Here is a 26,726-nt window from a genome sequence, read left to right as displayed (position 1 = left end):
AGTTTGGCTTTGCTTAAGTGTCAAATAGATCGCTAGTATTCTTGTACTTTATATTAAGCAATTACAAGGGTATTGCTTAATTCTTTCGTCAGTAATTTGCAGAACGGGCCAAGGCCTGATTAAAGATGCTGGCTTATTATTTAAGCGATGGGCTGCTGGAAAGGTGGTGAAATGGTTCAATTCGGAAAGTAGCAGGTAAAAAAATGCCTCCACAGATGGAGGCACTTTGGGTTGTTGCAGATGGCTTATAAGCCGCCGTATGAATGCAAGCCGGATAAAAACATATTTACACCAATAAAAGCGAAGGTGGTGACTAGCAAGCCAATCAGTGCCCACCAAGCCAGTATATTGCCGCGCCAGCCTTTCACTAAGCGCATATGTAGCCATGATGCGTAGTTGAGCCATACAATCAGCGCCCATGTTTCTTTTGGATCCCAGCTCCAGTAGCCGCCCCATGCTTCGGCAGCCCACATCGCACCTAAAATGGTGGCGATGGTAAAGAATAGAAAGCCGATGGATATCGCTTTGTACATCACTTCGCCCAGCGTTTCGTAGCTAGGCAGGCGGTTGACCAGAATGCCACGCGAAACTAAAAGCTGAGCCGTTGCCAAGCCCGCAGATAATGCAAATGCACCGTAGCCCACAAAGTTTGCCGGTACATGAATTTTCATCCACCAGGATTGCAGGGCAGGGATGAGCGGCTGAATTTCATGTGCCTGACGATCAACGCTATACCAGAGAATAAAACCAACTGCGGCCAGAATGATGGGCAGTACAAATGCGCCCATGGTTTTAGCCATGCCCTGTGCTTTGAATTTTTGCTCGTAGTACAGATACATCAAGGTGGTAATCAGGCAAAACAGAATAAAGACTTCGTACAGATTGGAAACAGGGATATGGCCTACATCTGCGCCGATTAAATAGCTTTCATACCAGCGCACCAGTTTAGAGATCAGCGCGGCGGAAGCTGCAGCCCAAGTTAAGCTGCTGGCGATATCCAGAGCGGTATCAGAGCGGCGCAACATGCCCAGCCAATACATTAGTGTGGCTAAAAGATAAAGCACGCACATCCACATCACGGCCGATTGGCTGGAGAGGATATATTTGAGCCAGAAAACACTTTGCCCATTAGCCAGCGAGTTTTGATACAGGCCAATCCCTGCAAGAGCGAACAGTGCGCTGACCGGCAGAAATACGCGCATCGCTGGCCAGAAACGGCCAAACCATACGATGGCGGCCACGGTGCCAAGTAAGATGCCTTCTTCGTAATAATCCATAAACGCGGCGTAGCGCTTATAGGCAAATAGCCCTGAGGCAATAATCAGACCGGCAAACACCATATCAAACGGTGACAGACGGCGCTTGGAGAGACTCATCGTGTTTTTCCTTTGGCAGCCAGAGCCGAGCTTAGCTCGGTAAATTCATGATCTAGATCGGAGTTTTTGCGGTTGCTACTCATGGCGATTAAGGTTTTGCCAGCGGCAAGGCGCACCCAAACGCGATTTTCACGAATATAAAACATGCAGAAGATACCGATAACCAATAATAGAGAGCCTAAATAAACAATATTCTGGCCCGGAGCGCGGGTAATCTGAAAGCCACTGGCTTTGATTTCATCAAAGCGATTCGCTTCCAGCCAGATTGGCGGCCCGTATTCAAATAAGCTGCTCACCGCCACCAGACTATCCATCAGAAAGCGATATTGTGTCTCATCAATAGGCAGTATCGGCTGGCCAGCGCGTCCTTGCGCCACATCCATTGCATCAATCACTGTGCCTTGCAGAATCTTGATATAGGTTTGGGCAACCGTTTGGCGCTGATCTTTGGGTACTTTGTCATCAAGAAAACTTTCTATGGCAGGGAAGCCACCTTCGCTAAAGCGGGTGAGCACACCCATGGTGACATCTTTAAATTGGGCTTCGCCCTCTTTGGATATCCCGCCACTTTGAAATGCTTTGGCTGCGGTACGGCGGGCAATTTCCGGGTAGAGAGATTTATCTAGCAGAGCCGCTCGTAAACGCATAAAGGTGTTGGCTTCCATTTCCTTGTCGAGAGGAATACGGACAAATTGGAAAGGTGCTGCTACTTCGCGGCGCATACCCGTTACGGCGTAGCCCGCGCTTTTTTCAAAGAAAGGGGAGAAATAATTCAGGTATTCGATTGCCTGGCCGTTTTTATCACGCAATTTAAATTGAATCGATGGGCCGATATTTTTGAGATTGTGTTCGCTTTGCACTGCCTGGGCAGAGGCCATTGCTTGGGCAAATTTACTGACGGCCATGGCGTTATTAACCACTTTGCCCATGTTTTCAATATTAAATGCGCGGAAATCACCCATTTCTAGCTGGTAAGGCTGGCCATTAATTTGAATTGCCTGGCTGGCTTGCGAGCGGGCACTTAGTGCTTGCGAGGTGTTATTGTTTAAATCCCAGCGCCGCATTTCGAGCGAGGAGCCGCCATCGCCAAAGCTGGCTTGATACACGGCAACACCATTATAAATTAAGGGCTTATTGACCTCTACCTTGGCTCTGCGCAGTACTTTGCCGGTTTTTTTATCGAGTAAATCGATGTCGCTGGCAAAGAGCTTAGGCTGCCCTGTGGAGTAATGCTCGATATAAAATTTATTCAAACGCAGTGCAAATGGCAGCTCTTGTACAAAATAACCTTGGCCTGCGTTTAAAAAGACCACATCTCCTACCGAGCCTTCGGGCAGGGTGACGTTGCCTCGGAAAGATAAATTATCTTCGGGCAAGCGGCTTTGTTCGGGCACTTTGCTTTGAGGTACGTCGCGTATTTCCGGTGTTTTAAAGCCAAATAGCTCGGTTAGTTTGAGCGGCACATTGCCATCGAGCAAGCCGCCTAAGCAGATAACGACAATGGCGGCATGGGCAAATAAATAGCCCAGACGCTGAAAGCTGCCTTTTTTGGCGGCAATCATGACATGGCCGTGTTCTTCACGAATACGGCTGCGGTAGCCTCGGTTGGCTAGCGCATCAATCACTTCTTCGGGGGCTAATTCGCTGTCCAGTTCGGTATTGTGCGACATCAAGCGCAGCGAGTTATTGCTGGCGTTTTCGCGGTAGCCGCGAATATCACGCCAAACTCCCGGCCACTGCCGCCAGATACATAAGCTGGTGGAAAGCACCAGAAAGCAAAGTATCAGTAAAAACCATGCACTGTGGTAAACGTCAAACAGGCCTAAGGGGTGAAAAATCTGAAACCAGAATTCACCAAACTCAATTTTATAATTGGCGTAAGGTTCGTTTTGTTTGAGGACGGTGCCGATAATCGAAGCAATTGCAAGAATAGTCAGCAGACTTACGGCAAAACGCATCGACGAAAATAATTCGTACCATGCTTTTAGAAAAGAAGTTTTGGGTGTCATAGAAGTCAAAAAGGGGCATAAGCCCCTTGTTCTAGGGATCTGTTAATCAACTACAGTTGTTTGTAGCTAGCTTAAAAGAACCCTGATACCGAATAAAGTTCCGGTAAGGAGTAGCAGCACAGGCGTATTTAGCCAGCTTGTGCTGCTCTACGGTCTAAATTAATGCAGTGCCTGAATATATTCAGCAACGGCTTTGATTTCTGCATCAGACAATCTGGCCGCAACATCAGTCATTACACTGTTGTTGGTGCGCTCACCGCTACGGAAAGTATTAAGCTGAGCCAAGGTGTAGGCCGAATGCTGGCCACCCATGCGAGGATATTGTCCGGGAATCCCTGCGCCAGACGGGCCATGACAGGCCATACAGGCAGGAACACCCTTAGCCATAATGCCGCCACGGTAGATTTTTTTACCGGTTTCGATCAGCGCTTTATCAGATGCGCCACGATCTTTGGCTGGCTGCTGAGAGAAGTATTCCGCCACATTAGCCATATCCGCAGGAGATAAAGGCGCTGCCATTCCCATCATAACGGGATTTTTTCGCTTAGCCGTCTTGTACTCGACCAATTGTTTTACAATGTATTCAGGATGTTGGCCTGCAAGGCTGGGATTAGCAGATGCAGCGCTGTTTCCATCGATACCATGACAGGCCGCGCAGACTTGCTCGACCAATTGTTTACCTTTTGCCGGATCTGCTTTAGTGCCGCCAGCGGCAAATGCGGTCGGGGCCACCATTAATAGTGTGGCAATGATTGCTGCAACAGGCGCACGGCGCATAAGCATTTGCTCCTCAAAAGTGCGAGTAGCCGGATAAATCAGCTTGCTGCAAAATAGGGTGGGGCAGGTACCGGGCAGGTAAGACAAAAAATCTGGAATTTACTAGAGTAAATGAGGATTTTTTTGTTTTTAGCACGCAGTACAAGCGCCGCAGTCAATTTTGCAATAAGTTGAACCGGCCGAAGATTATTCAATTGCTGGTATTCTATAACAAGACCCGTTCACAAACCACAGTGGTTACCCAATGTCGCTTTTCCAAGGCTTGCAATTCCTGACAACCGTCAACGACCTGAAGGCTCTTCCGGCTGACGGTATGGAAGTTGCATTCGCCGGACGCTCCAACGCCGGCAAGTCCAGTGCTATCAATACACTGGCTAACCATACACGGCTTGCCTTTGTTTCTAAAACACCGGGCCGTACTCAACATATCAATTATTTTCAATTTGGTAATGCCAATAACCGGCTGGTGGATCTGCCGGGCTACGGTTACGCTGAAGTACCTGTGTCTGTTAGGCAACACTGGGAAAAATTGCTAAGCCAGTATCTGGTACGCCGGAGCAATCTGATTGGCCTCGTGCTGATTATGGATTCCCGTCGCCCTTTAACCGAGCTTGATCGGCAAATGCTTGATTGGTTCCGCCCAACAGGCAAACCTATTCACTGCATTCTGACCAAATGTGACAAGCTTAATCGTCAGGAACAAATTGCGATTTTGCGTAAGGTAGAGGCAGAGTTTGCTGACGAATCGATGATTACAGTTCAGCTGTTTTCCAGTTCTAAAAAGCTGGGGGCAGATATTACTGAAAAGGTCGTTGGCGGCTGGTTTGATGCCATGAATTACCAGACAGAGCAGCTTAAGAGCGAAGGTGAAAACCCGGAGCCGATAGACGGGGAGTAAACAGGCTTGCAGTTTTATGCCGGGGTTCTATCTTGATTCTAGGTGCGCCCCTGCACCTCCCGCTTTTTCCTCCCTGAGCGGGTGCTTTGGCAACGCGCCAGAGCCTGTATGACCCCGGTCAATGCCTGCTCAGACCGGGGTTTCTTTTTTTTCTATATCCCTTTATCTTCTTATTGTCTTAGTATTGGCCTATTATTTTGCGGCAAAGAATGTGCGCAGATAAAATAGGGCGCATATACTGCCCACTAATATTATAATTTTTGTTTGCTCCCGATAAAACCATGCCAAGAAAATTGATGAGGGGAAAAAAGTAATGTCACAGCTCGCCGGGGTAAAAGTCATGGTGATTGATGACAGCAATACCATACGCAGAAGTGCGGAGATTTTTTTGGGGCAGGCTGGCTGCGAGGTGATTCTTGCAGAAGACGGTTTTGATGCATTAGCTAAAATCAGCGATCGTTTACCCGATGTGATTTTTGTTGATGTAATGATGCCAAGGCTTGATGGCTATCAAACCTGCTCGCTGATTAAAAAAAATCCTCGATATAAAACGACCCCCGTTATTATGCTGTCCTCTAAAGATGGTTTATTTGATCGTGCCAGAGGCAGGATGGTTGGGTCTGATGAGTATTTAACTAAGCCTTTTACTAAAGACAGCCTATTGCAGGCTGTTGCTGCGCATATTCGCAGCGTTTGACTATGGGTAGGACACCAATGAGTATCAAAAAAATATTTATCGTCGATGATTCACCAACAGAGCGTCATTTCCTAGGTGAATTACTTACGAAGAATGGTTTTCAAGTCGTCACCGCAGAGTCGGGTGAGGAAGCGGTGGCAAAAGTTAAAGAATTAATGCCAGATTTAATTCTGATGGATGTTGTAATGCCGGGAATGAATGGCTTTCAAGCAACTCGCACAATTAGCCGTGATGAAGTGACTAAGCATATTCCTATCATTATGTGCACTTCTAAGAACCAGGAAACAGATATGGTTTGGGGACGCAGACAAGGTGCCGTGGAATACGTGGTTAAACCGGTTGACCCCCAGGAATTGCTTGCCAAAATTGCGGCTTTGTAAAAAATAGCTTATTCCTATGCCAAGCCTTTGATATAGAGCTGCTTGATTAAGCTGCAATATATCTGTAAGAAACACAAAAATCGGGTCAAAATCACGCCATTTAGGTGAGATTTAGTCCGTATTTTTAAAGCGAATGGCTGATTCTAAAATGAGTCAGCCATTTACTCGTTTAGTGTTTCTTCGGCATGATTTTCTGCCTCCTATTGAGGTGAATCAGGTATTGACTGAATTTTGATCTGTTGTATTTTAAATTGCAGCTTATTTAAGCGGAAGAATCATGGCCAAACGGATTAGCCTGCGCGATTATCAAGAAGGGGTAATGGCGCGTTTAAAAAGCGTGGCAGCAAGTGCTCAAGTTGATGCTCGTTTGGGCGTGAGAATCGGCGGAGAGAATTGGCTGGTTGATTTATCAGACGTGGCAGAGGTGATGCCTGTGCCAGCCCTTTCAACTGTTCCCTTGGTTCACCACTGGTTTAAAGGGGTGGCGAATTTACGAGGTAATTTAGTCAGTGTGAGTGATCTGGCTGCGTTTCTTGGCACGGGCAGCTTATCCGCTACCCCTGCCGCGAGATTATTGCTCTTGCACCCCCGGCATATCTTGCATTGCGCGGTGTTGGTTGATCGCATGCTTGGTTTAAAGCATTTGGCAGATTTAACGCCTGATTCTGCACTTAGCCGCTCATCTGCTTGCACAGGAGATGCATATCGCGATGCGGTGGGTATTTCTTGGCGCAGCTTAGATATTCAGGCCTTAGTTGCACAGCCTGCTTTTTTACAGACAGGTCAAATGTAGCGGGCTGTTGAAAAATGTAGCATCCCCTTGGCCAGAGCATGGCAGGGTAATAAAAAAGCTCGGTTTATGACTGTAAGCTGGGAGTTCCTGCCATTGCTCTCATACATCATTGGATGATGGTGAGGGCGTAGTGGTTTTAAATGGTCTGTTTAATGAGCAGCACCCATAAAAATAGATACGGGATTGGGAGTAACACAAAATGGCACTGAATCTGGATGGCGTAAAACGCCTTTTTTCCGGAAGCAAACAAGCGGCTCCTGTTGCGGCTAATTATGAGCCGACAAAAACAACATGGATCATGGGGAAGTTGAGTCTGCCTGAGTCGGATGACACACAAGTAAAAAAACCATTACCCGTGATTGGGGCGCTGCCAATTCGTCAGCAAATGGCTATTTTGCTAGCGGTTATGTTGCTTTCTGCCAGCTTGTTTATCATTACCGCGTTTCTTGCGTTTCAAGCTTCGTCTTATAACGCTGAGCGTCGTGCTATTTCTACTGAAATGCAGATGCTTTCGCAGCGTATTGCGCGTGCATCTACGCAGGCTGTTCAGGGTAAGGCAGACGCGTTCCCTATTTTGAAAGATGCTTATGTTCGCTTTGACGCCAATTTGACGCAGCTGTCGAGCGGTGGTTTGCTGGTTAGCTTGTTGTCGCATAACCCATCCAAGCTGATTAGCTCGATTAATGCGACGTGGAAGCAATCGTTTAGTAGCAATGCATCCCGCCCCACAGTAGATACCATCCTGAAGCAAGAGAAAGCTTTGGTGACGATTGGTCAGTCTGTATTTACGATTAACCGTAACGATGCCGTATTACTGGAAAACACACAGGATTTCGCCAAACTGCTGGCCGCAAATGGCGGTAATGCAAGCGAAATGGAGCACGCGTATCTCCTATCGATGTTATCGCAGCGTATGGCGAAAAACTCGAACACCGTTTTCGGCGATGATCTGATCAACCCTGAAGTGGTGTCTTTATTGGGTAAGGATGCGGTTTTATTTGATGAAATCGTGACTGCGTTTTTGGATGGCAAAAATACAGAGCTGCAACTGCGGGCGGTTAGCAATCCTGAAATGATTGCTAAATTAAATGAAATTGCTAAGCGTTTTAATGACTTTGAAGTGGTTGTGGCCTCGTTCTCTAAAAACATGCAGCCTTTGGTGAGCTCGCGGATGGCCAGCCAAAGTATCGTTTCTGACTCAGAAAAACTATTGAAAGAAACCAGTGAACTGGCGGATGCATATGAAAATACCGCCGGTAGTATCGTCAATGGTCTTTTAGAGTTTGTTTTTATCGTGGTGGCTTTATTGGCTCTGTACTTACTGGTGGCGGTATTTAACCAGGAATCGGTACGTCGTCGTTTGGTACTGGAAGCTGAGAACAAAAAGAATCAGGAGGCGATTTTGCGCCTGCTGAATGAAATGGCCGATTTAGCTGACGGAGATTTGACCGTTCGTGCATCGGTTACTGAAGATCTGACGGGGGCGATTGCTGACTCGATTAACTATACGATTGAAGAGCTGCGCTCCCTGATTACCAAGATTAACCGTGCAACAGGGCAGGTTACTTCGGCCACGCAAGAAGCGCAGGGTATTTCTGATGAGTTGCTGGCAGCTGCTGAACGCCAATCTGTAGAAATTGAAGGCACCAATCAAACGGTTGAGCAGATGGTGACATCGATTCGTGGTGTATCGAGCAATGCTGCCGAATCAGCCAACGTTGCGCAGTCATCCCTGATGGCTGCAGAGAAGGGTGCAGAGGCCGTACAGAATCAGATTAAGGGTATGGGCGACATTCGCGAGCAGATTCAGGAAACGGCGAAGCGGATTAAGCGTCTGGGTGAAAGCTCGCAAGAAATTAGTGAAATCGTTGAATTGATTTCAGACATTACCGAACAAACCAACGTTTTGGCTTTGAATGCGGCGATTCAGGCTGCTGCAGCGGGTGATGCAGGCCGCGGCTTCTCGATTGTTGCTGAGGAAGTACAGCGTCTGGCGGAACGTTCGGGCGAGGCGACTAAGCAGATTAGTGCGATTGTGAAAACGATTCAGACCGATACCCATGATGCGGTAGCCGCGATGGAAGTTTCAACACAGGGTGTGGTTGAAGGGGCAAAACTATCTGATGCCGCGGGTCAGGCACTGACCGAGATTGGTCAGGTTTCCCGTGATCTGGCGCGTTTGATTGAATCGATTGCGCATGAAACGGAAGATCAGACCCAGCTGGCTAGTAAGGTTAACTTGTCCATGCGCGATATTTTGGCTATTACCGAGCAAACGACAGCAGGGACGAAGCAATCTGCGGCGGCGGTGGGGCAGCTCACGTCTCTGGCGCAAGAGCTGAAAGACTCCGCTTCGGGCTTTAAGCTTTAATTTTTCTATTGCTAGCTGACGGCATCTGCAGGGGGCTGTATAGCCCGCCTGCAGAAAACTTATTCTGCAAAGGTTAAGTTTGGCACTTAAGTTGACGCCTATAGACTTAGGCGATGGCGCTTGCTAAGCCAAGAGGCTGATAAGGACGTTGGGTTATGGCGATAGATCGCTTAACCCAACCTACATCTAATATGTTGAAGTGTTACTTGAAAATAGGCTTTAAATGAGCGCGCACACCGAATTTGATCTGGGCTCTTTGGTCTGGGTTAAGAGCGAAATCGAGCAAACTTTACAAAAAGCATCGCAAGCTTTGGCTCAGTTTGGCGAGACCAAAGATAGCGCACTGCTGAAACATGCTCGAACCTTTTTGCATCAGGCTTATGGTGCAGTGCAAATGGTTGAGCTCACTGGCCTTGCGCGTTTTTGTGAAGAAATCGAACAAACACTCGCCTCGGATGAGATCAGTCCTGACACGCTTACCATTATCCAAAGAGCGATTGCAGAAGCCAGCCATTATCTGGAGCAAATTGCTGCAGGCGCGCCTAATCAGCCTTTAAGATTGCTTGGCAGTTTTAAAAAGATGGCTGCTTTGCGTCAGGCTTCAGAGAGCGGTGCTGAGTTGTTTTTCCCGCACCTTGCTGATCTGGAGCTGCCTAAGGGTTTGCCTGTTCGTACAGTAGATGCCGCTGACGTGAGTGCTTTTATTCGTTTGCGCCGCCAGCGTTTTGAAGCGGTATTGCTGAGCTGGATTGGTAACGAGCCTGCCGCTGCGGGAGTAATGGCCAAGTGCCTAGCTGAAATTGCGGCCACGCAATCCTTGGCTATTTCGCGTCATTTTTGGTGGGCCGCTGCTGGTTTACTCGATGGCTTAAGCCGTCATCAAGGGCCACTGGATTTAAATATAGATCTGGATCTGAAGCAGCTTATCTTGCGGCTTAATATGCAATTGCGCCGTTTGAGTGAGGGCTCAGGCAAAGTTGCAGAGCGCTTATACCGTGATATTTTGTACGCCCTGTTAATGCAGGAAACCAGCAGTACACTGGCTTTGGCATTACGCAAAGGCTTTGCTTTAGAGAGCTTATTGCCGGGGGCAGATAGCGATTTATTGTCGCCCGAATCCGCATTGCGTGTCTTATTGGCACGTAGCCTGCGTGAAGAGCTGGATGCGTGTAAAGAAGGCTGGGGCAGAATCAGTTCGGGTCAGTTTGAACGCTTAAATACCTTTATGGCCGATTTTGAGCCACTATCCGCGCGTGCTGAGCCTTTAGCGATTCCGGGTCTGGATCAGCTATGGCCCGCGATTGCCGTGGCTGTGCAGCGTTTGCATGATCAAGCGCCGAGTGATGCAGATGCCCTTGAAGTGGCCACCGCATTATTGCTGATCGATAACTGCCTAGTGATTTACCCTCTCTTGGCAGATGATTTTCCTGCCCAGGCGGAGGCCATGTGCCTGCGCTTGCTGCACCCAGCGGTAAAAAATGAGCTGCCTCAACTTGATGAAATCACCCGGCAGGCACAAGAGCGCTTATTACAAGCGCAATTGGCGCACGAAATGCGCAGCAATTTGCAGGGAGTTGAAGACATTCTTGATGGCTGGTTCCGCAAACCGGACAGTAGCGCAGAGTTAAATAAAATTGACCCTAGCCTGCGCCAGATTCAAGGCGCTTTGGTGATGCTGGAGAAGCATCAGGCTGTTGAGCTATTACAACGCTGTCAGCAGCGAATTGAGCAGTTTACGCAGAGTGAGTTGCTGCTTCCTGCGCAAGAAGATCTGGAGTTATTGGCCGAAGGTTTATCCTGCCTTGGTTTTTATATTGATAACATTGCCCAAAACAGAGACGAGCCTGCCTCGCTCTTGGTGATGATTGATAAGCTGGCTGGCTCGGTGCAGCCCGATGCAGTGCAAAACGAGCTTGAACAGCTGGAAGAAGAGCCGCAGCTTGACGCCGAACCTGCACCGCAGCATGTTAAACCTTTACCTGATCCATCGCGCCCATTGCCAGCAAGTGACGCAGCAGTGGATGCCGAGCTGCTTGAAGTCTTCTTAGAAGAAGCGGCTGAGGTGCTGGCGAGTATTGCCGAGCAAATCTTGGTTTGTCAGCAGACTCCACATGACAGAGAGGCGCTTACTGTCTTAAGGCGCAGCTTCCACACCTTAAAAGGCAGTGGCCGCATGGTGGGGCTGAATCACTTAGCTCAGGTTGCCTGGGCCATTGAGCAACTGCTCAATAAGCTGATGCAAATTGAAAAAACCGCCACGCCTGAGCTATTGCAATTACTGGCCCAGGCGCATACCGCGTTTGCGACGTGGGTGGAGCAGCTTGGCCGTGATGGCGTTGCTCAGGTTGAAGGTAGTGATCTGATTGCTGCAGCAGAGCAGCTTAAAGTCCAGCTTGATGTGGTTTCTGCCCCATTTGAAGACAGCGTATCGCTTGAGGGTGAGCAGGGCGCCAGCGACGAAGTGACAATCGGTACGGTGACGGTATCGTCCTCGTTGTTTTCCTTATTCCGTAATGAAGCCGCTCAATATTTGCAGACCTTGCAAGGCGGAAAAAACAGCCATCCATCAGCCTATCTCTTGGCTGCTCATACCCTCGGTGGCATTGCTTCGACTGCAGGCTTTCGCAGCTTAGGCGAATTGGCTTACACCCTCGAGCATGCAGTGCAGCAACTTGGTGAAATGGTGATCGGCCAGGAGCCCGCGCTGGATCAGGCTGTAGAGCGAATCGGCAGTATGTTGAAGTCTATTTTTGCTCTTGAAGCGCCAGGCTTTGCTGAGGCTGAAATCCTTGCCCTGCAAAATCTGCAAGCCGAAACATATGAAATATCTTTGGATGAACCCACTGAGCCTGAAGGCGTTGCGATCGATCTTGGGCATGGTTTAGCTGAGAGCGAGCCTGAGGCAGAAAATGTAGTCCTTATGCCTGAAGCCTTACTGCTTGATAGCAGTGCGGCAGAGTTTAACCTGCCCGATGCGGTTGAAGCAGACGATATCGCGAGCGTAGAGCCAGAAGCAGCTCTTGATGAGCTCGCTGAGCCGTTAGATTTGTCACTTGAAGACACTCTTGATCTTGCGATCAAGCCAGAGTTTGTCAGCGATACGTTTACTGAGCAGCTGGCAGTAGAGGTTGATCTAGAGCTGGACGCCTTTAAAGAGCTTGAGCCGATGCTGGATGGGTTGGATCAGCCAGCCGGGCTTACCAGCGATGTGTTTGCTGAGTCTTTAGTTGCAGAAATTGATTCTGAACTGGATAGCTTCAAAGAGCACGAGCAACTACTGGATGGGTTGGATCAGCCAGCCGGGCTTGCCAGCGATGTGTTTGCTGAGCCTTTAGTTGCAGAAATTGATTCTGAACTGAATAGCTTCAAAGAGCACGAGCAACTACTGGATGGGTTGGATCAGCCAGCCGGGCTTGCCAGCGATGTGTTTGCTGAGCCTTTAGCTGTAGAAATTGACTCTGAACTGGATAGTTTCAAAGAGCACGAGCAACTACTGGATGGGTTGGCTCAGCCAGCCGGGCTTGCCAGCGATGTGTTTGCTGAGCCTTTAGTTGTAGAAATTGACTCTGAACTGGATAGCTTCAAAGAGCACGAGCAACTGCTGGATGGGGTGGATCAGCCAGCCGGGCTTGCTAACGATGCGTTTGCCGAGTCTTTGATAGAAGAAATTGATTCTGAATTGTCGGATGCCTTCAAAGAGCACGAGCTGTTGGCAGAAGCACTGGTGCCGGTGAATGAGTTTGAGCAACAGGGTGAGGTAGAGCCGCTTAGTAGCGAGGTTGCTGAAACACAGGAAGTGGCAGAACCCGCAGTTGATGAGTCTAAAGACGAGTCTGAGGCTCTATCGCCGTTGCTTGATGGCTTGCTGAATCAGCCAGATGATCTGGATAGCGCCGACGAAGAAGAGCAGTTGGTCAGCCTCTTGGATATGGAATCGCTGACGCCATTTGAGCAGTTGCTGGATAAGCACGATGTGCAGCGTCAATCTGAGCTGGATGGCCTGCAAGCCGATGATATTGATGAGCAGCTTTTGCCAGTGTTTATCGAAGAAGCAGACGAGCTGATGCAGCAAATCAGTGGCTCTTTGCGTGGTTTGCGTGTGCCAGCCGAAGTGCAGCAAGAATCCAGTGCTTTAAAGCGCGATTTACACACCTTTAAAGGCAGCGCGCGGATGGCGGGTGCGATGCGGATGGGGGAAGTGGCTCACCAAATGGAAAGCCGCTTGCTGGCTGCTGGTAATCACTACTCCGCGGCTTTGTTAGACGCGCTTGATGCTGATTTTGATTTAATTCAAACCTTAGCGGATGAATTAAAAGGTGTTAAACAACCGGTTGTCGCTGCTAAAGTTGCTCCGCTCAATCAGGGCGATGTAGAAAGCGGTACGACGATCCGGGTCAAATCAGAGCTGATGGATCAGCTGGTGAATCAGGCCGGTGAAGTTTCGATTGCCCGATCGCGTATTGATGCCGAAATGATCACCATGAAAGCATCGTTGCTCGACTTAACAGAAAACGTGAATCGTTTGCGCAGTCAGCTGCGTGAGATGGAAATCCAAGCCGAATCGCAAATGCAGGCGAAGGTGAAGGAACAAGAAAGCCATGAGGCTAACTTTGATCCGCTTGAATTTGATCGTTTTACCCGTTTGCAGGAAGTAACGCGTTTTATTGCTGAAAGTGTGAATGACGTGGCAACTATTCAGCAAAACTTGCTGAAAAATCACGATGATTCTACTGCTGCGCTTAGCCAGCAGGCGCGGATGACCAAAGAGCTGCAACAAAGCTTGATGCGTGTACGCATGGTGCCGTTTAGCAGCTTATCTGATCGCCTCTACCGTCTGACTCGTCAGACCGGTAAGGACGTCGGTAAGAAGGTCAATCTGGAGCTGCGTGGTGGCCGTGTAGAAGTCGATCGCGGGGTGCTGGATCAAATGATGTCGCCGTTTGAGCATATGCTGCGCAACGCCATCGATCATGGTCTGGAAACAACCGAGCAACGAGTTGCCCTAGGTAAGTCCGAGTTTGGTGAAGTGCAGGTTGAAGTAAGACAAGAAGGTAACGAGCTGGTCTTAGTGCTAAAAGACGATGGTAAGGGCCTCGATCTGGAAACGCTGCGTGCTAAAGGCGTGGAAAAAGGTCTGCTGGCCGCTCATGCTAGCGATCAGATGGTGACCGAGCTGATTTTTGAGCCGGGCATCAGTACGGCGAGCTCGCTGACTGCAATTTCAGGCCGTGGTATCGGCATGGACGTGGTAAAAAATAAATTGGGTGATTTGGGTGGACGTATCGACGTATCCAGCCAGGCGGGTGTGGGAACGACCTTTACCATTTACCTGCCTTTAACCCTTGCCGTAACCCAAGTGGTGCTGGTGAAAGCGGGTGGACAGCAATTCGCTATTCCTTCGGGAATGATCGAGCAGGTGCAGGAAATTAAGCTGGGCGTATTGGAGCGGATTTACGAGAGCCGTTTCCAGGAGTGGATGGATCACCGCTATCCATTTGCGTATTTCCCGAGGTTGTTGGGCGATGCGCAATCGGTGCCAGAACAAAAACGCTATAACACTATATTGTTGCTGCGTAGCGGTACCGGGCGTATGGCCTTGCATGTGGATGAGCTGTTGCGTAACCAAGAGGTGGTAGTGAAGACCATTGGGCCACAGCTAGCGCGGATTCCAGGAGTGACAGGCGCTACCGTGCTGGGTAACGGCGATGTGGTGATGATTATGAATCCACTTTTGCTGCTGGCACATGGTGAAACACGGAGTATTACTGCTGAATCTGCTGCCCCGGAAACGCTCAAAACCACACCTTTGGTGATGGTGGTGGATGATTCCCTGACTGTGCGCAAAATCACGGGGCGCTTGCTGGCTCGTGAAGGCTTTCAGGTGCTTACAGCGAAAGACGGTGTGGATGCTTTGCAACAGCTTTCTGATGTAACACCCGATGTGATGCTGGTGGATATTGAAATGCCGCGTATGGATGGTTTTGAGTTGACTCGCAATGTGCGTGCCAACGAGGGTACACGTCAGATTCCTATCATTATGATTACTTCGCGTACTGCGGATAAACATAAGAATTACGCATTCGAGCTGGGCGTTAATGCTTTCCTAGGTAAGCCTTATCAGGAAGAAGAGCTGCTAAGCCAGATACGCGGGTTTATTCGGGCTTAGTTTGTGGAGGGCACTCAATATACATTTGATGATATTGAGTGCCTGAAATAAAAAGCATCCTGGTGCAGGAGAATAGCTGCTTATATGAGTTTTAAGCAGGGTAGTGAGTAAGGCTTTAGTGGGTATAAGTATCTACACTTGCGACTTATCCCCAATTGTGGAAATATTCCAAACACATAGAATAAGCAAACACTGATGTACTAGTACAAAGCATTTGCTGCTTTGTGTCTGACACTGCCCAAAATTAGGATTCATATAATGAATAAATTCTTACTTGCCACATTGTTTGCTTGTAGTAGCCTGATGGCACATGCCGATTTACTGGATGTGATTAAAGCGCGCGGTGCTTTGGTTGTTGGCGTGCGCGCTGATATCCCTCCTTTTGGCCAAAGAAATAAAAATCAAACAGTTTCTGGTTACGATGTTGATTTCGCTGGTGCGATTGCCAAAAAGCTAGGCGTGAAGCTCGTGGTTCAGGATCTAGATCCTAGCGAGCGTATTTCTGCCGTGAAATCCAGCAAAGTGGATGTGCTGGTTGCAACCTTCACTAAAACAGCAGAGCGTGAGCGTGAAGTGAGCTGCAGCATTGGCTATTTTGTTGCCGCCCAAAAAGTACTGTCAAAAAAGGGTAAGTTTCCTACGCCAGAATCTTTAGCCAAAGCTAATGTTGGTGTGGCACGCGGTACTACCGGATCAGATCTGGTGCGTAAGCAATACCCTAAGGCCACTGTGATTGCTTTTGATGATATCCCTGAAGCAGTGCGTTTCCTGGAAGATGGAAAGATTGATGCTGTGGTGGATGACGAGCCTTCTCTGGCGCGTTCTTTAAGCAAGATGTCAAATAAAACTCAATTTGAATTATCTAGCTATGCAAACTCAACTGAGATTTTTGCAATTGCCACTAAGCTGGGTGAAAAGCGCTTGATGAGCCTGATTAATGAAACGCTGGTTGAGATGGAAAACAGCGGTGAAGCCGAGCGCATCTTTAATCAATGGTTTGGCCCGCAAACTGCAACACCATTCCCACGTACATTCAAGATTCGCGGTTGATTTAACAACACTCAGTATAAATATAATTTTTTATACTGAGTGTTTTCGTTGCTCTATTGTAAGTAACTAAGCCAGCCAGTAAGTGAAACTATATATTGCGGCGTTTCTGAGCGCAGGCACAGCTGGATAAATTATACAGTTGGCGATTACCGCAGTATGACGGTCGTGGCGAAAGCGCTTTAAGATTAGCTATCTCTAATCTGATACGGCAATGAAGTGCAGGTTTTTGTGCGATTGCCCGGAGCTTGTTATGCAACGATTACTTTTGGCTGGTTTACTTAGTGTTTGCAGCATGGTGGCGCATGCTGATTTGCTAGATACGATTAAAGCGCGAGGCACGGTGATTGTCGGTGTTTCCGCAGATGTACCTCCGTTTGGGCAAAGAAATAAAAACCGTACTGTTTCAGGTTATGACGTTGATTTTGCAGCGGCTATTGCTAAAAAACTGGGAGTGAAGCTGGTTGTACAGGATGTCGATCCGGCAGAGCGAATTCCCAGCGTAAAAACAGGCAAGGTTGATGTGATTGTGGCGGCTTTTACTAAAACGCCGGAGCGTGAACGTGAAGTGGCCTGCAGTATTGGATATTTCGTTGCTTCGCAAAAAGCATTGAGCAAAAAAGGGAAGTATCCTACTGCAGAATCGCTGGCTAAATCGCGGATTGCCGTATCACGTGGCACGACAGGTGAAGACCTGTCCAGAAAGCTTTACCCTAAGGCAAATATCACGGCCTTTGCTGATATATCTGATGCGGTCAGATCGTTAGAGCAAGGTGGCGTGGATGCGGTGATGGATGATGAGCCTACCTTGGCGGGTGCTTTAAATACCATGACAACAAAAGCACAGTATGAATTGTCCAGCTTTGCCAATGCAACCGAAATTCTTTCTGTAGCCGTGAAGCTCAATGAAAAGCGCCTGCTTAATCTGATTAATGAAACACTGCTAGAAACTGAAAAAAGCGGTGAAGCAGAGCTGATCTTTAATCGCTGGTTTGGGCCGCAAACCAATACGCCTTTCCTGCGTACATTCCGTATTCAGAGCTAATTGTAAAAACAGGGCAGGCAAATTGCCCCCCCTGTTTTTTGCCGCCTTATTTGCAATTCCCCAGCCGCTTTGCGCTTCCTTTTAAGACCATTGTTTTTCCTTGTGCCTGAATCTGGTGCTGGTATTGATAGCTGTCTCTTGCTGCGCTAAATTGAATCACGCTATGCATCGTTGATGCTTGTGGCTGGCGGCATTGCATATCCATGGTTACGGTATTGCCGCTATAGTTTATTTTGGGGGCATCACAATGCTGCGGTGGTTTTTGCCCCATCTGCTGCCAAGTGCCCAGCTTATCTTTGGATAAGCAAGTCGACATAATCATTGTTCCTGCTTTGGTATCGAAGCGCATATTGCCTTGCTGCATTTGCTTGAGCATTTCCGGCGTCATTTTGCTCATCGCTGCTTTTTGCTCGGGAGGCATTTCGCTGGTGATTTCCCATTGGCCTATCTGGGGCATAAGTTCAGCAGCAAGGCTTGTGGAGCTAAGTAAAAGAGCAAAATAGAGGGTGCGCATCATGATGCTCCAATCAAGGGATAAGCCGTTATAGACTGGCGCAAGCATTGCTTTTAAAAAAGAGTTAAATAGGGAGCGCTTAAAAGCTTATTCGGCGATTAGGGCTGGTGCTCTTTCAGGTAGTGAAGTACTTGTGCGCTTTCAAGCGGATGGCAGAACCAATAACCCTGTGCATATAAAACGCCTTGCTCAAGTAACCATTGTGCTTCTTCTGGCGTTTCTACTCCTTCAGCAATGACTTCTAATTCTAAAGCTCCGGCTAAATCGAGCAGGGCACTGCATACCTTCTGATGTGCATTATTATTGGGTACGTTTTGAATTAAACTGCGATCAAATTTTAATTTAGACAGGCCTAATTGAGAGATGATCGATAAATTAGAATAACCCGTTCCAAAATCATCCATATATAAAGGAATGCCTGCTGTGCTTAAGGCTTGAATACTTTCTAATGCCTGATTTTGCATAAGGGTTGATTCTGTTAGCTCTAGCGCAATATTGCTGCGTAAATGGTCTGGCAAAAGGTTTAATCGCTCAATCACGGAATGGGCAAAACTGGGGATTTCTAATTGTAGTGCAGAGACATTCACCGATACCGGAACTAAGGGCAGGCCTGATTGATGCCAATGGCTAAGCTCGGCAATCGCTTGATCTAAAGCCCATTCACCAATTGCACAGATAATGCCGGTTTGTTCTGCAAAGGGAATAAAGTCGCAGGGGCGAATTTCTCCTCGTTCTGGGTGATGCCAGCGCAATAGGGCCTCAAAGCCGATTAGTTTTTGAGTAGCGAGAGCGATTTGTGGCTGATAGGCAAGCCTGAATTGCTGATTGATTAATGCGCTGCGTAAATCCCGCTCTAATTCTAATTGCCTGACGGCTTGCGTAGCCATATGAGCTTCAAAGCGGCGTATATGTCCACGCCCTAATGCTTTGCCTTCATAGAGTGCCACATCGGCGTGTTTTAATAATTGCTCTGCCGAAGTGCCATCGTTGGGAAAATCCACTTGTCCTGCAGTAAATGTCTGCTCAAATTTCAAGCCCTCAATCATGATAGGGATATTTAAAAGCCCCATTAAGGCCTGATTAATGGCGTGAGCGTGATTGAGCGTATCAAGCAATACAAACTCATCACCGCCTAAGCGAAATACCTCTGAGCCTAAGCTGCTTAGATTACTAGCTACTTGTGTGAGTGCCTGATCGCCTGCCCGGTGCCCTAGGGCATCATTAATGCGCTTAAAGTGGTCTAAATCTATCAGCCAAACACAAAATGGCTCGGCAGCTTCAATTTTTTGTTTGAGTTGCTGGGCTAAAAAGGTGCGATTTCCTAGCTGGGTAAGCGGATCGTGGTGGGCAAGCCAAGACAGTTGTTCTTCGGCGGTTTTTCGTTCGCTGATATCACGGGCAATACCCGCTGTGCCAATAACGTTGCCGCGCAAATACACGGGAACTTTGATTAGTTCCATCCAGCGAGTGCCGTCCTGAATGTGCTTGAAATTATTCTCAGAGCGCATTGTTGTTGCGCTGTTCATGACACGTTGATCATCTACCTGATAACTGGCTGCTAAATTAGGCGGGGAAAGGACGTAATCATCCTTGCCTATTAGCCATTTTGGGTCTGCAATACCCCATATATTGCGAAAGGCCTGATTAACAATCACAAAGCGGCTTTGTTTGTCTTTAACCCAAGCTAAATCAGGAATACTGTCGAGTAGTGCCTGATAGCGCTGACTATCCCTTAGCAAGCGGCGAATTAAAATAATCGCCACCACCAGGAATACCAATAAAATGGTACTAAGGGTTCCTAGCAGGCCAAGCATTCAAATATCCTTATGCTACTGATGCGATGAGCTTAGGCTTGATACTTAAAAATCAATATCTAGTGCATATACAAAAGTTTTACAGCAAGGCACGTCGACGCAGCTGGCGAAGTTTTGCATAAGCACTTATTGGTTTAATAAGATTAAAATGTAGCCTTTGGATTACATTAAATACTAACTTAAACCCGCTGAATTTGTAAAAAACTACAGTGAATAAAAGAGAAATAATAAAGTGATTGGGAGGGGAATGTGGCAGGGATGCAGATGGCTTGCTGAAAAACAAAAAGCCCAATCCGAAGATTGGGCTTTTTGCATACTTATACTTGGTGGGTCGTGCGGGATTCGAACCTGCGACAAACGGATTAAAAGTCCGCTGCTCTACCAACTGAGCTAACGACCCGCTCTAAAGAGATGCGGATTATAGCTGATATATTGAGTTTGTCAAATGATTTTGAAAAATAAATACCTTGGTGAGCATAAAAGGCTTGCTGTTGCTTACCCTTGCTCCGGGGTGATGTGTGGCAGCTGCGGCAGAGCGTCAGCATCCTTGCACGGATTACTTTTGTCCTTCGTAAACTTTGCAGGGATATTGAATGCAATATTTCGTCCCGCCCCCAAGTTTAGGTCATTTTCTATAGGTGGACTGGTTTATAGCTGGTGTTTGAAGTGTGTCAGCGGAAGTGCCGAGGCTAGTGAGGTGCAGGCAGCGCTTAATTCATTGATAAGTGCGGCTGTGCAGCTTAAGGCGGGCTCAACTGTGATCAATGAATGGGGGTAAAACGGCAGGCAATAAAAAACCCAATCGTTTCTGATTGGGCTAATTTTTTGGTGGGCTGTGACAGATTCGAACTGTCGACCTACGGATTAAGAGTCCGCTGCTCTACCAGCTGAGCTAACAGCCCTAAAATACTTTATCTGTGTGTGAGTGGTGGGTCGTGCGGGATTCGAACCTGCGACAAATGGATTAAAAGTCCACTGCTCTACCAACTGAGCTAACGACCCGCTCGCACTTCAGAGAGGACGCATTGTAATGTATTGAGATTTTGTGTCAACCTTTAGGCCGTATAAATTAGCTTTAAACTTATGGGTTAATAGCTTACTTACTGATTAGTATGATTTTTTTTGTGGAGTAAATAGCTAGATTGATTAGCTTTGCTTAAAGTAGCGCTGGAAAAAAAACGTGAATTTATGCCGTGGCCTTAATAGGCAATAGAAACACGGTAAACTCGAGTTTTCTTGAATTGGACAATCGTCATGCGCTTGTTGCATACCATGCTCCGTGTGGGCAATTTGGAACTATCTATTCAGTTTTATACCGAAGTGCTAGGCATGCGTTTATTGCGCAGCAAGGATTTTCCTGAGGGGCGCTTTACTTTGGCATTTTTAGGTTATGAAGATGAAGCCAACGGTACGGTGCTGGAGCTCACTCATAATTGGGATACCGCACAATATGATCTTGGCAATGCGTATGGGCATATCGCCATTGAAATAGACGATATTTTTGCCTGTTGTAACGAGGTACGCCAAAAAGGCGGTAAGGTGGTTCGCGAGCCGGGTCCAATGAAGCATGGCACTACGATTATTGCTTTTGTTGAGGATCCGGATGGTTACAAAATCGAATTTATCCAAAAGTCATGATGAAAAAAAACTTACTTCTTGCTTTAAGTCTGCTGCCTGGCGTTGCGCTGGCGGCAGATTTTGATGGTGCCAGTTTAAGCTTGCTTTGGGCGTTACCTTTTGTGGGTATTTTGCTCTCGATTGCGCTGTTTCCGCTGTTTGCACCGCATTTTTGGCACAGCCATTTTGGCAAGGTCACCGCTTTCTGGGTGGCATGTCTTTTACTGCCGTTTACCATGGTGTTTGGCTTACCTACATCGCTGGGCGTGATTGCGCATGCGATGATTGCTGAATATATTCCCTTTATCTTGATTTTATTTGCCCTCTACACCATTTCGGGTGGGATTTTAGTGTGGGGAAACTTGCACGGTTCTCCCAAGCTTAATACTGCTCTTTTAGCTTTAGGTACGGTATTGGCATCGATTATGGGAACGACGGGTGCGGCAATGCTCTTGATTCGCCCGCTGATTAAAGCCAATGACAACCGCAAACATAATGTGCACGTGGTGGTGTTCTTTATTTTTCTGGTGGCGAATATTGGTGGTGGTTTAACCCCTCTAGGTGATCCTCCTTTGTTTCTGGGCTTTTTAAAGGGCGTGGATTTTTTCTGGACCTTTAGCCATATGCTGCCTTTAGTGGCTTTTGCCGCTGCTGTATTGCTGACGGTGTTTTATTTTATTGATAGCTATTACTTCAAAAAAGAAGGCGTGCTAGAAATTGATAAAACTAAAGATAAGCCGATTAAAATTCATGGCAAATTCAATTTCTTTTTGATTGTTGCGGTAGTAGCTTCGGTGGTGATGTCGGGGGTGTGGAAGCCAGGAATTAGCTGGAATATTGCGGGTACTGAGCTCGCGATTCAGGATTTAATGCGCGATTTAATTTTGCTGGCTTTAGCACTGCTTTCTTTAAAGTTCACACCCAAGCCAGTTCGGGCTGGGAATGACTTTAACTGGGGCCCTATTCTAGAAGTGGCTAAATTATTTGCCGGTATTTTTATTGTCATGGCCCCAGCGATCGCTATCTTGCGGGCGGGTGAGGCAGGGCATTTAGCGCCTCTGGTCAATACCGTAAGCAATGCCAGCGGCGGGCCGATTGATTATATGTATTTCTGGATGACAGGTTTACTCTCTGCCTTCCTGGATAATGCGCCAACTTATCTGGTGTTCTTTAATCTGGCTCATGGCGATGCCGTGCAAATGATGGGCCCTATGGCTTCTACCTTGCTGGCTATTTCGGCAGGCTCGGTGTTTATGGGCGCATTAAGCTATATCGGTAATGCACCTAATTTTATGGTGAAGGCGGTTGCTGAAGATCGTGGTATTAAGATGCCAAGCTTCTTTGGTTATATGGCTTGGTCTTGCGCGATTCTTTTGCCGCTATTTGTAGTAATGACTTTAATTTTCTTTAGTCATTCGTTTTAAAATAAAAAGCCCCGCTGCAAAAACAGCGGGGCTTTTTACTCATACAAAACTAAAGTAGTGAACATCGGGTTAAATGTGCTTTGAATCAGATTTTCAAAGTTTGTTTTAATTCAGCATCCATCCGCATAAGTTCTTGGGTTGTTTTGGCTCGCTGCTGGCTGCGTTGCTCGGCCAATTGCAGTTTTTGCCTGATCATATTAATGGTTTTATCCTGCACATGTTGCAGCGTATTTACATCTACAGCCTGTCTTTGTAGTGCCGTTTCAGCGCCAATTACATTGTCGTGAATTTGATCTGCTGCCCGCTTCATTGAAGATTGAATCTGATCTTTAACGCGGTTACTAATTTCTAAATTGGCTTTTTGTCGCAGGCTGAGCAAACCCATACTGATATCCGTTCCCCAAGCAGGAATCGCGTTTTCCAGCAAAGAGCGAAAATCATCAGTAATCCCGCGATTTGCGTCTTCTAAGCCCTTGATTTGAAATGCGCGTAATTTGGCCTGATGGATTTGTAGCTCGATTGTTTCTGCCCTGCGTGTTAAGCGATCTACCCGTTGCCGTTGCCCGGCAATTTGCATCGGGTCGTTAGGATCAAGTGCTGCCAGCTTTTGCTGCTCTTCGGCAAGTACAACGCCGATGGCGGGCAGGATTTGCTCTAGCGCGCGCATATCGGCTAGATTGGCTTCGTAAGCGTTGCTTAGCCATTGGTTATCGGTTTCCATGACGCGTAGGCGATTGCGCATATCGTTGCAAATTTTGTCGATTTGCCCTTTTGCGCTATCAAACGCCTGTACAACATCCACTTTTGCCACTTTTAAAGTGCGTTTCAGGCGATTAACCAGCCCGTTTAAGCCGCTGGGCTCGCCGAGCTGATCGTAGTGCACGGTAGTCATTAGCTTAAGCACATCATTCATGCCGCGGCCAAAATCGCCGGTATCACTGGCCCGTGTTTTAGCTAACAGCTGATCGGATAAATTAACCAATTGCTGAGTTTGCCTGTTGCCGATTTCCTCGAGCTGCTCGCTGCCTAGTTGGCGAATTTGTGCCACTAAGGCGGGATCAGCAACTGGGGCTGAGGTCGCTGCGGGATCTACAGCTGCAGGGGCTGCCACTTCTGATGGCTGAATAACATTTAACACTGTGTTTACGGTTTGGTTTACTTCGCTAGTTTGAGGGCTTGGGCCCGGTGTTGGGCTGCCAAATAAGTCCTTATATTGCGACATGGTGATCCTCAGAGTTTTTGCTGAATATTGACGACTAATAGAGATAGAAAGTGGGTGCGCCAGTTTTCAATATCATGGAGTTGCTCGCCCAGTTGGGCTGTGAGCTGCCGTGTGGATGCGGCTTGCAGGGCCAGAATTTGTGCTTGCGTCAGGATGCGATTAAGTAGCTGATCTTGCGGAGCCAGTACGAGCAGCGCATCCGTTTTTAAAACATGGGCCAGACGATCTAGATAATCGGTTTGGCGCAGTAATTCGTCGATATCATTTTGTAAAAATAGATCTGGTTTTAATTCTTGCCGCATAAATAACTGCAACTGATCGATTAAGGCATGTGCTTGCGCCTTATCTATCGTTGTTTTTCTAAACAATATGCTGCGTTTGGGATTGATTGTGGCTTGTAAATCATCTGCTTGGCGTTTGGCTTCAGTAAATATCGTATTTAATAGATTTTCACGGCTTTTAACGGATTGGGTGAGGTCGATTACGCGGTGCATTAACTGCTCGCTGGCTTGAGTTAATTCTGCATAACGCAGATTAACGCCTTCAGTGCTGGCAATTGTTGTTGGTGCAGCGGGTGCTGGGTTTAAATCTGCCTTAGCAGGCACAGTGGCGCTTGTTTGTCCGGCAAATAGATCGGTCAATGCTTCGGCAACGGGGGCTGCCGGGGGAGCAACCTGCTGCTCCCCAAACAGGTCGCGCATTGGGGCTGAAGGAGCGCCAAATAAATCGCGATACCCAGACATAATTAGCCTTGATAGCCAAATAGCTGGAAGAAATCAGGCAATTCTTTGCCCGGATAGCCTTGGCTTACGTTTTCTACTGTCCAAATCTGATTTTTCTTGCGGATACTTGCAAATAAGCAGCCCGTAGAGCCAGCGTCTAGCGCTGCAAGCTTAGCTGAGGCTAATAGCTCATTGGTTTTATTATTAAAGATTTGCATCGTTGCATCGGCAACTTCGGCAAAGCTTTGTCCACGCTCGATTGCTTTATCGATGGTGCCAACAATGGCGATTAAATCGCACTGACTTGGCAGGGCATTAAAGCGGACCAAGATGATTTCATCAGGCTCATCGCCGTCACCCGTACGATCATCTCCAGCTAGGTGCTCCATAGACGGCGTTTTTTGCTGGCCCCAATAGCAGATATGGCTTACTTCGGTGATGGTTCCCATTGGGCCACCACCGTTGCTATTGAGGGGGAAGGCGCTGGCGTCCAGATCATAGCTGCCTTTGCTGCTGTTTTTGGGAGGAGACCAAGACAGCTCAAGGCGGACTTCTTGTAATGGTTCACTGTTTTTTGTGAGCGGCAAGCTGCCGCCTTTAGTCATGGGGAGCATTTTTTATCCTTACATAGGTTTAATGTTGAATCAAATCTTAAAACGGTAGACTTGGCTGCCGCTTAATTCAGCCATTATTACACTTTATATTCAGCGGGTAATTGCTCAAACCAGCGCTTAAATTCAGTATCAAAAATACGGTCATAAAGTTGGTCTGTTGAAAGGCTGGCTAATTCAGTTAAGCGATGAAATGTGCAGCCTTCTACTTCTTTAGCAGCTTTTTGCATCAAATTAAACTTTACATTTTTATCTGAGTTTGCACCAATTAATGCGACAAAAGTACCAATCTCAGCCAGCTCTTTTAATTGAGAAATAAAATTCTGAGCCGAACCCATATCTTCGCCATCGGAAACAAATAAAACTAAAAATGCTTCTTTTTTCTCTACGGTTTTTTTCTTGCCAAAGCCAAATAAGCCTTTGAGCATGCCACCTAGTGATTTCTCCATGGCTTCGCTTTTAAGTAAAGCTTCTAACGCCTTAGCATAATCGGTAGAGCCCCATAAAATAGGCTTGGCGCGCTGTAAGAATTCAGTGCGTATCCCTTCGGCTCCATCAACCGAATAGTCGCCCGTATCGAGCGCGCGATCAGAAAAGCCAATAATCTGAATATTGCGGTCTGGATCAATGACGCCTGCAATTGCGAGCGCAGCAGTAAAAAACGGATCAACAATATAGCTGTCATTGGCTAATTTCTTGGTGAATTCATCTTTAAATGAGCCACTTACATCAGCAAACAGTTTCATATTGATTTTAAAGCTTGGCGGTACATTTTGCTTTTGTAAAACCAAACGAACTTTTTCCTGCTCTTTTGCCATAGGCAAGCTCATAGATTGCTCCAATACATTAATTTAAGAAAAATGGGGGTGTAAGGGGAGTGCCGCGCGCCATCTTGTCAGCACTTGTTAGTGCTACAGCTAAATAAATGAGTAGTTTGAAGCATAGCTTGGCTACAAGTGTGGGCATGATTTACGGATTTTTTTACTTTAGACTTACGTAACATTGGCAAGTTACCGGAACAATAAACAAAGAGCAAGTAAGGCATAGCGCTGCTTAGATAGATACTTATTCCTGCTAAATTATTGCCTGTGTAGTATTTAAATTGAAATTAATATAATTATATTTAATTTATTAAATGCGTAGGTTTTTAAAAAACAAGGCAATATTTATTATAAATAAAATGCTTGTTAATAAAATATAATGTATCTTATTTATGCGGGTTAATTTCTTAAAATGCGGGGTA

The 26,726-nt window shown here is 47.1% G+C and carries 19 protein-coding genes and 3 tRNA genes; 10 read left to right on the top strand and 12 right to left on the bottom strand.

The window, feature by feature from the left end; all coding sequences use genetic code 11:
* Nucleotides 1-245: 245 nt before the first annotated feature.
* The 3 genes from ccsB to VN23_RS17300 form a co-directional block, all read right to left on the bottom strand.
* Entirely contained in the window at nt 246-1,376 is a 1,131-nt protein-coding gene (ccsB, locus tag VN23_RS17310; protein ID WP_046353690.1) for a c-type cytochrome biogenesis protein CcsB, read from the bottom strand.
* Complete coding sequence (locus VN23_RS17305) at nt 1,373-3,385, bottom strand: cytochrome c biogenesis protein ResB (RefSeq protein ID WP_046353689.1); 2,013 nt, start codon at nt 3,383-3,385, stop codon at nt 1,373-1,375. The genes ccsB and VN23_RS17305 overlap by 4 nt, the downstream gene beginning before the upstream one ends.
* A gap of 159 nt (nt 3,386-3,544) precedes the next feature.
* Nucleotides 3,545-4,162 (bottom strand): c-type cytochrome, encoded by a 618-nt coding sequence (locus tag VN23_RS17300; protein WP_046353688.1) that lies wholly within the window; start codon nt 4,160-4,162, stop codon nt 3,545-3,547.
* Nucleotides 4,163-4,406: 244 nt separating this feature from the next.
* On the opposite strand from VN23_RS17300, the gene yihA reads away from it, so the two are divergent.
* The 8 genes from yihA (at nt 4,407) to VN23_RS17260 (ending at nt 17,559) form a co-directional block, all read left to right on the top strand.
* Nucleotides 4,407-5,060 carry a ribosome biogenesis GTP-binding protein YihA/YsxC gene (gene yihA / locus VN23_RS17295; RefSeq protein WP_046353687.1) on the top strand — a complete coding sequence of 218 codons (654 nt, stop codon included), beginning with the start codon at nt 4,407-4,409 and terminating at the stop codon, nt 5,058-5,060.
* 313 nt (nt 5,061-5,373) lie between these two features.
* A complete protein-coding gene (locus VN23_RS17290; protein ID WP_046353686.1) occupies nt 5,374-5,757 on the top strand; it encodes a response regulator in 384 nt (127 codons plus the stop codon).
* Between the two features lie 17 nt (nt 5,758-5,774).
* Nucleotides 5,775-6,137 (top strand): response regulator transcription factor, encoded by a 363-nt coding sequence (locus VN23_RS17285; RefSeq protein ID WP_046353685.1) that lies wholly within the window; start codon nt 5,775-5,777, stop codon nt 6,135-6,137.
* A 277-nt stretch (nt 6,138-6,414) separates the two neighbouring features.
* Nucleotides 6,415-6,930, top strand: a complete 516-nt coding sequence (locus tag VN23_RS17280; protein WP_046353684.1) for a chemotaxis protein CheW — start codon at nt 6,415-6,417, stop codon at nt 6,928-6,930.
* A 199-nt stretch (nt 6,931-7,129) separates the two neighbouring features.
* The gene (locus tag VN23_RS17275; protein ID WP_046353683.1) at nt 7,130-9,301 is read left to right on the top strand and encodes a methyl-accepting chemotaxis protein; all 2,172 of its coding nucleotides are present in this window, start codon (nt 7,130-7,132) and stop codon (nt 9,299-9,301) included.
* A 223-nt stretch (nt 9,302-9,524) separates the two neighbouring features.
* The gene (locus VN23_RS17270; protein WP_046353682.1) at nt 9,525-15,467 is read left to right on the top strand and encodes an Hpt domain-containing protein; all 5,943 of its coding nucleotides are present in this window, start codon (nt 9,525-9,527) and stop codon (nt 15,465-15,467) included.
* A 258-nt stretch (nt 15,468-15,725) separates the two neighbouring features.
* Nucleotides 15,726-16,517 (top strand): transporter substrate-binding domain-containing protein, encoded by a 792-nt coding sequence (locus tag VN23_RS17265; protein ID WP_046353681.1) that lies wholly within the window; start codon nt 15,726-15,728, stop codon nt 16,515-16,517.
* A 250-nt stretch (nt 16,518-16,767) separates the two neighbouring features.
* Complete coding sequence (locus VN23_RS17260) at nt 16,768-17,559, top strand: transporter substrate-binding domain-containing protein (RefSeq protein ID WP_046353680.1); 792 nt, start codon at nt 16,768-16,770, stop codon at nt 17,557-17,559.
* A gap of 46 nt (nt 17,560-17,605) precedes the next feature.
* Here VN23_RS17260 and VN23_RS17255 read toward each other — a convergent pair whose 3' ends face one another.
* The 5 genes from VN23_RS17255 to VN23_RS17230 form a co-directional block, all read right to left on the bottom strand.
* Nucleotides 17,606-18,076, bottom strand: coding sequence for a DUF3617 domain-containing protein (locus tag VN23_RS17255; protein WP_197432946.1), 471 nt, complete (start codon nt 18,074-18,076; stop codon nt 17,606-17,608).
* 95 nt (nt 18,077-18,171) lie between these two features.
* The gene (locus tag VN23_RS17250; RefSeq protein WP_052746802.1) at nt 18,172-19,887 is read right to left on the bottom strand and encodes a putative bifunctional diguanylate cyclase/phosphodiesterase; all 1,716 of its coding nucleotides are present in this window, start codon (nt 19,885-19,887) and stop codon (nt 18,172-18,174) included.
* A 324-nt stretch (nt 19,888-20,211) separates the two neighbouring features.
* Nucleotides 20,212-20,287 (bottom strand) — tRNA-Lys (locus tag VN23_RS17245).
* A 426-nt stretch (nt 20,288-20,713) separates the two neighbouring features.
* Nucleotides 20,714-20,789 (bottom strand) — tRNA-Lys (locus VN23_RS17235).
* Between the two features lie 24 nt (nt 20,790-20,813).
* A tRNA-Lys gene (locus VN23_RS17230) sits at nt 20,814-20,889 on the bottom strand.
* A 252-nt stretch (nt 20,890-21,141) separates the two neighbouring features.
* On the opposite strand from VN23_RS17230, the gene gloA reads away from it, so the two are divergent.
* Together gloA and VN23_RS17220 are read left to right on the top strand one after the other, a co-directional pair.
* On the top strand, nt 21,142-21,525 hold the full coding sequence (gene gloA / locus VN23_RS17225; protein ID WP_046353677.1) for a lactoylglutathione lyase: 384 nt from the start codon (nt 21,142-21,144) through the stop codon (nt 21,523-21,525).
* Nucleotides 21,522-22,928, top strand: a complete 1,407-nt coding sequence (locus tag VN23_RS17220) for a sodium:proton antiporter (protein ID WP_046353676.1) — start codon at nt 21,522-21,524, stop codon at nt 22,926-22,928. Before gloA ends, VN23_RS17220 begins: the two co-directional genes overlap by 4 nt.
* An 85-nt stretch (nt 22,929-23,013) precedes the next feature.
* On the opposite strand, the gene VN23_RS17215 is transcribed toward VN23_RS17220, so the two are convergent.
* The 4 genes from VN23_RS17215 to VN23_RS17200 form a co-directional block, all read right to left on the bottom strand.
* Nucleotides 23,014-24,150, bottom strand: a complete 1,137-nt coding sequence (locus VN23_RS17215; protein ID WP_046353675.1) for a toxic anion resistance protein — start codon at nt 24,148-24,150, stop codon at nt 23,014-23,016.
* 8 nt (nt 24,151-24,158) lie between these two features.
* Nucleotides 24,159-24,893, bottom strand: coding sequence for a hypothetical protein (locus VN23_RS17210; protein WP_046353674.1), 735 nt, complete (start codon nt 24,891-24,893; stop codon nt 24,159-24,161).
* Between the two features lie 2 nt (nt 24,894-24,895).
* Nucleotides 24,896-25,486 carry a TerD family protein gene (locus tag VN23_RS17205; RefSeq protein WP_046353673.1) on the bottom strand — a complete coding sequence of 197 codons (591 nt, stop codon included), beginning with the start codon at nt 25,484-25,486 and terminating at the stop codon, nt 24,896-24,898.
* 77 nt (nt 25,487-25,563) lie between these two features.
* Complete coding sequence (locus VN23_RS17200; protein ID WP_046353672.1) at nt 25,564-26,313, bottom strand: VWA domain-containing protein; 750 nt, start codon at nt 26,311-26,313, stop codon at nt 25,564-25,566.
* Nucleotides 26,314-26,726: the final 413 nt, after the last annotated feature.

Source organism: Janthinobacterium sp. B9-8 (assembly GCF_000969645.2).
Lineage (GTDB): Bacteria > Pseudomonadota > Gammaproteobacteria > Burkholderiales > Chitinibacteraceae > Iodobacter.
Note: the sequence above shows the minus strand (reverse complement) of the source record. Positions and strands in the feature narration are given on the sequence as shown.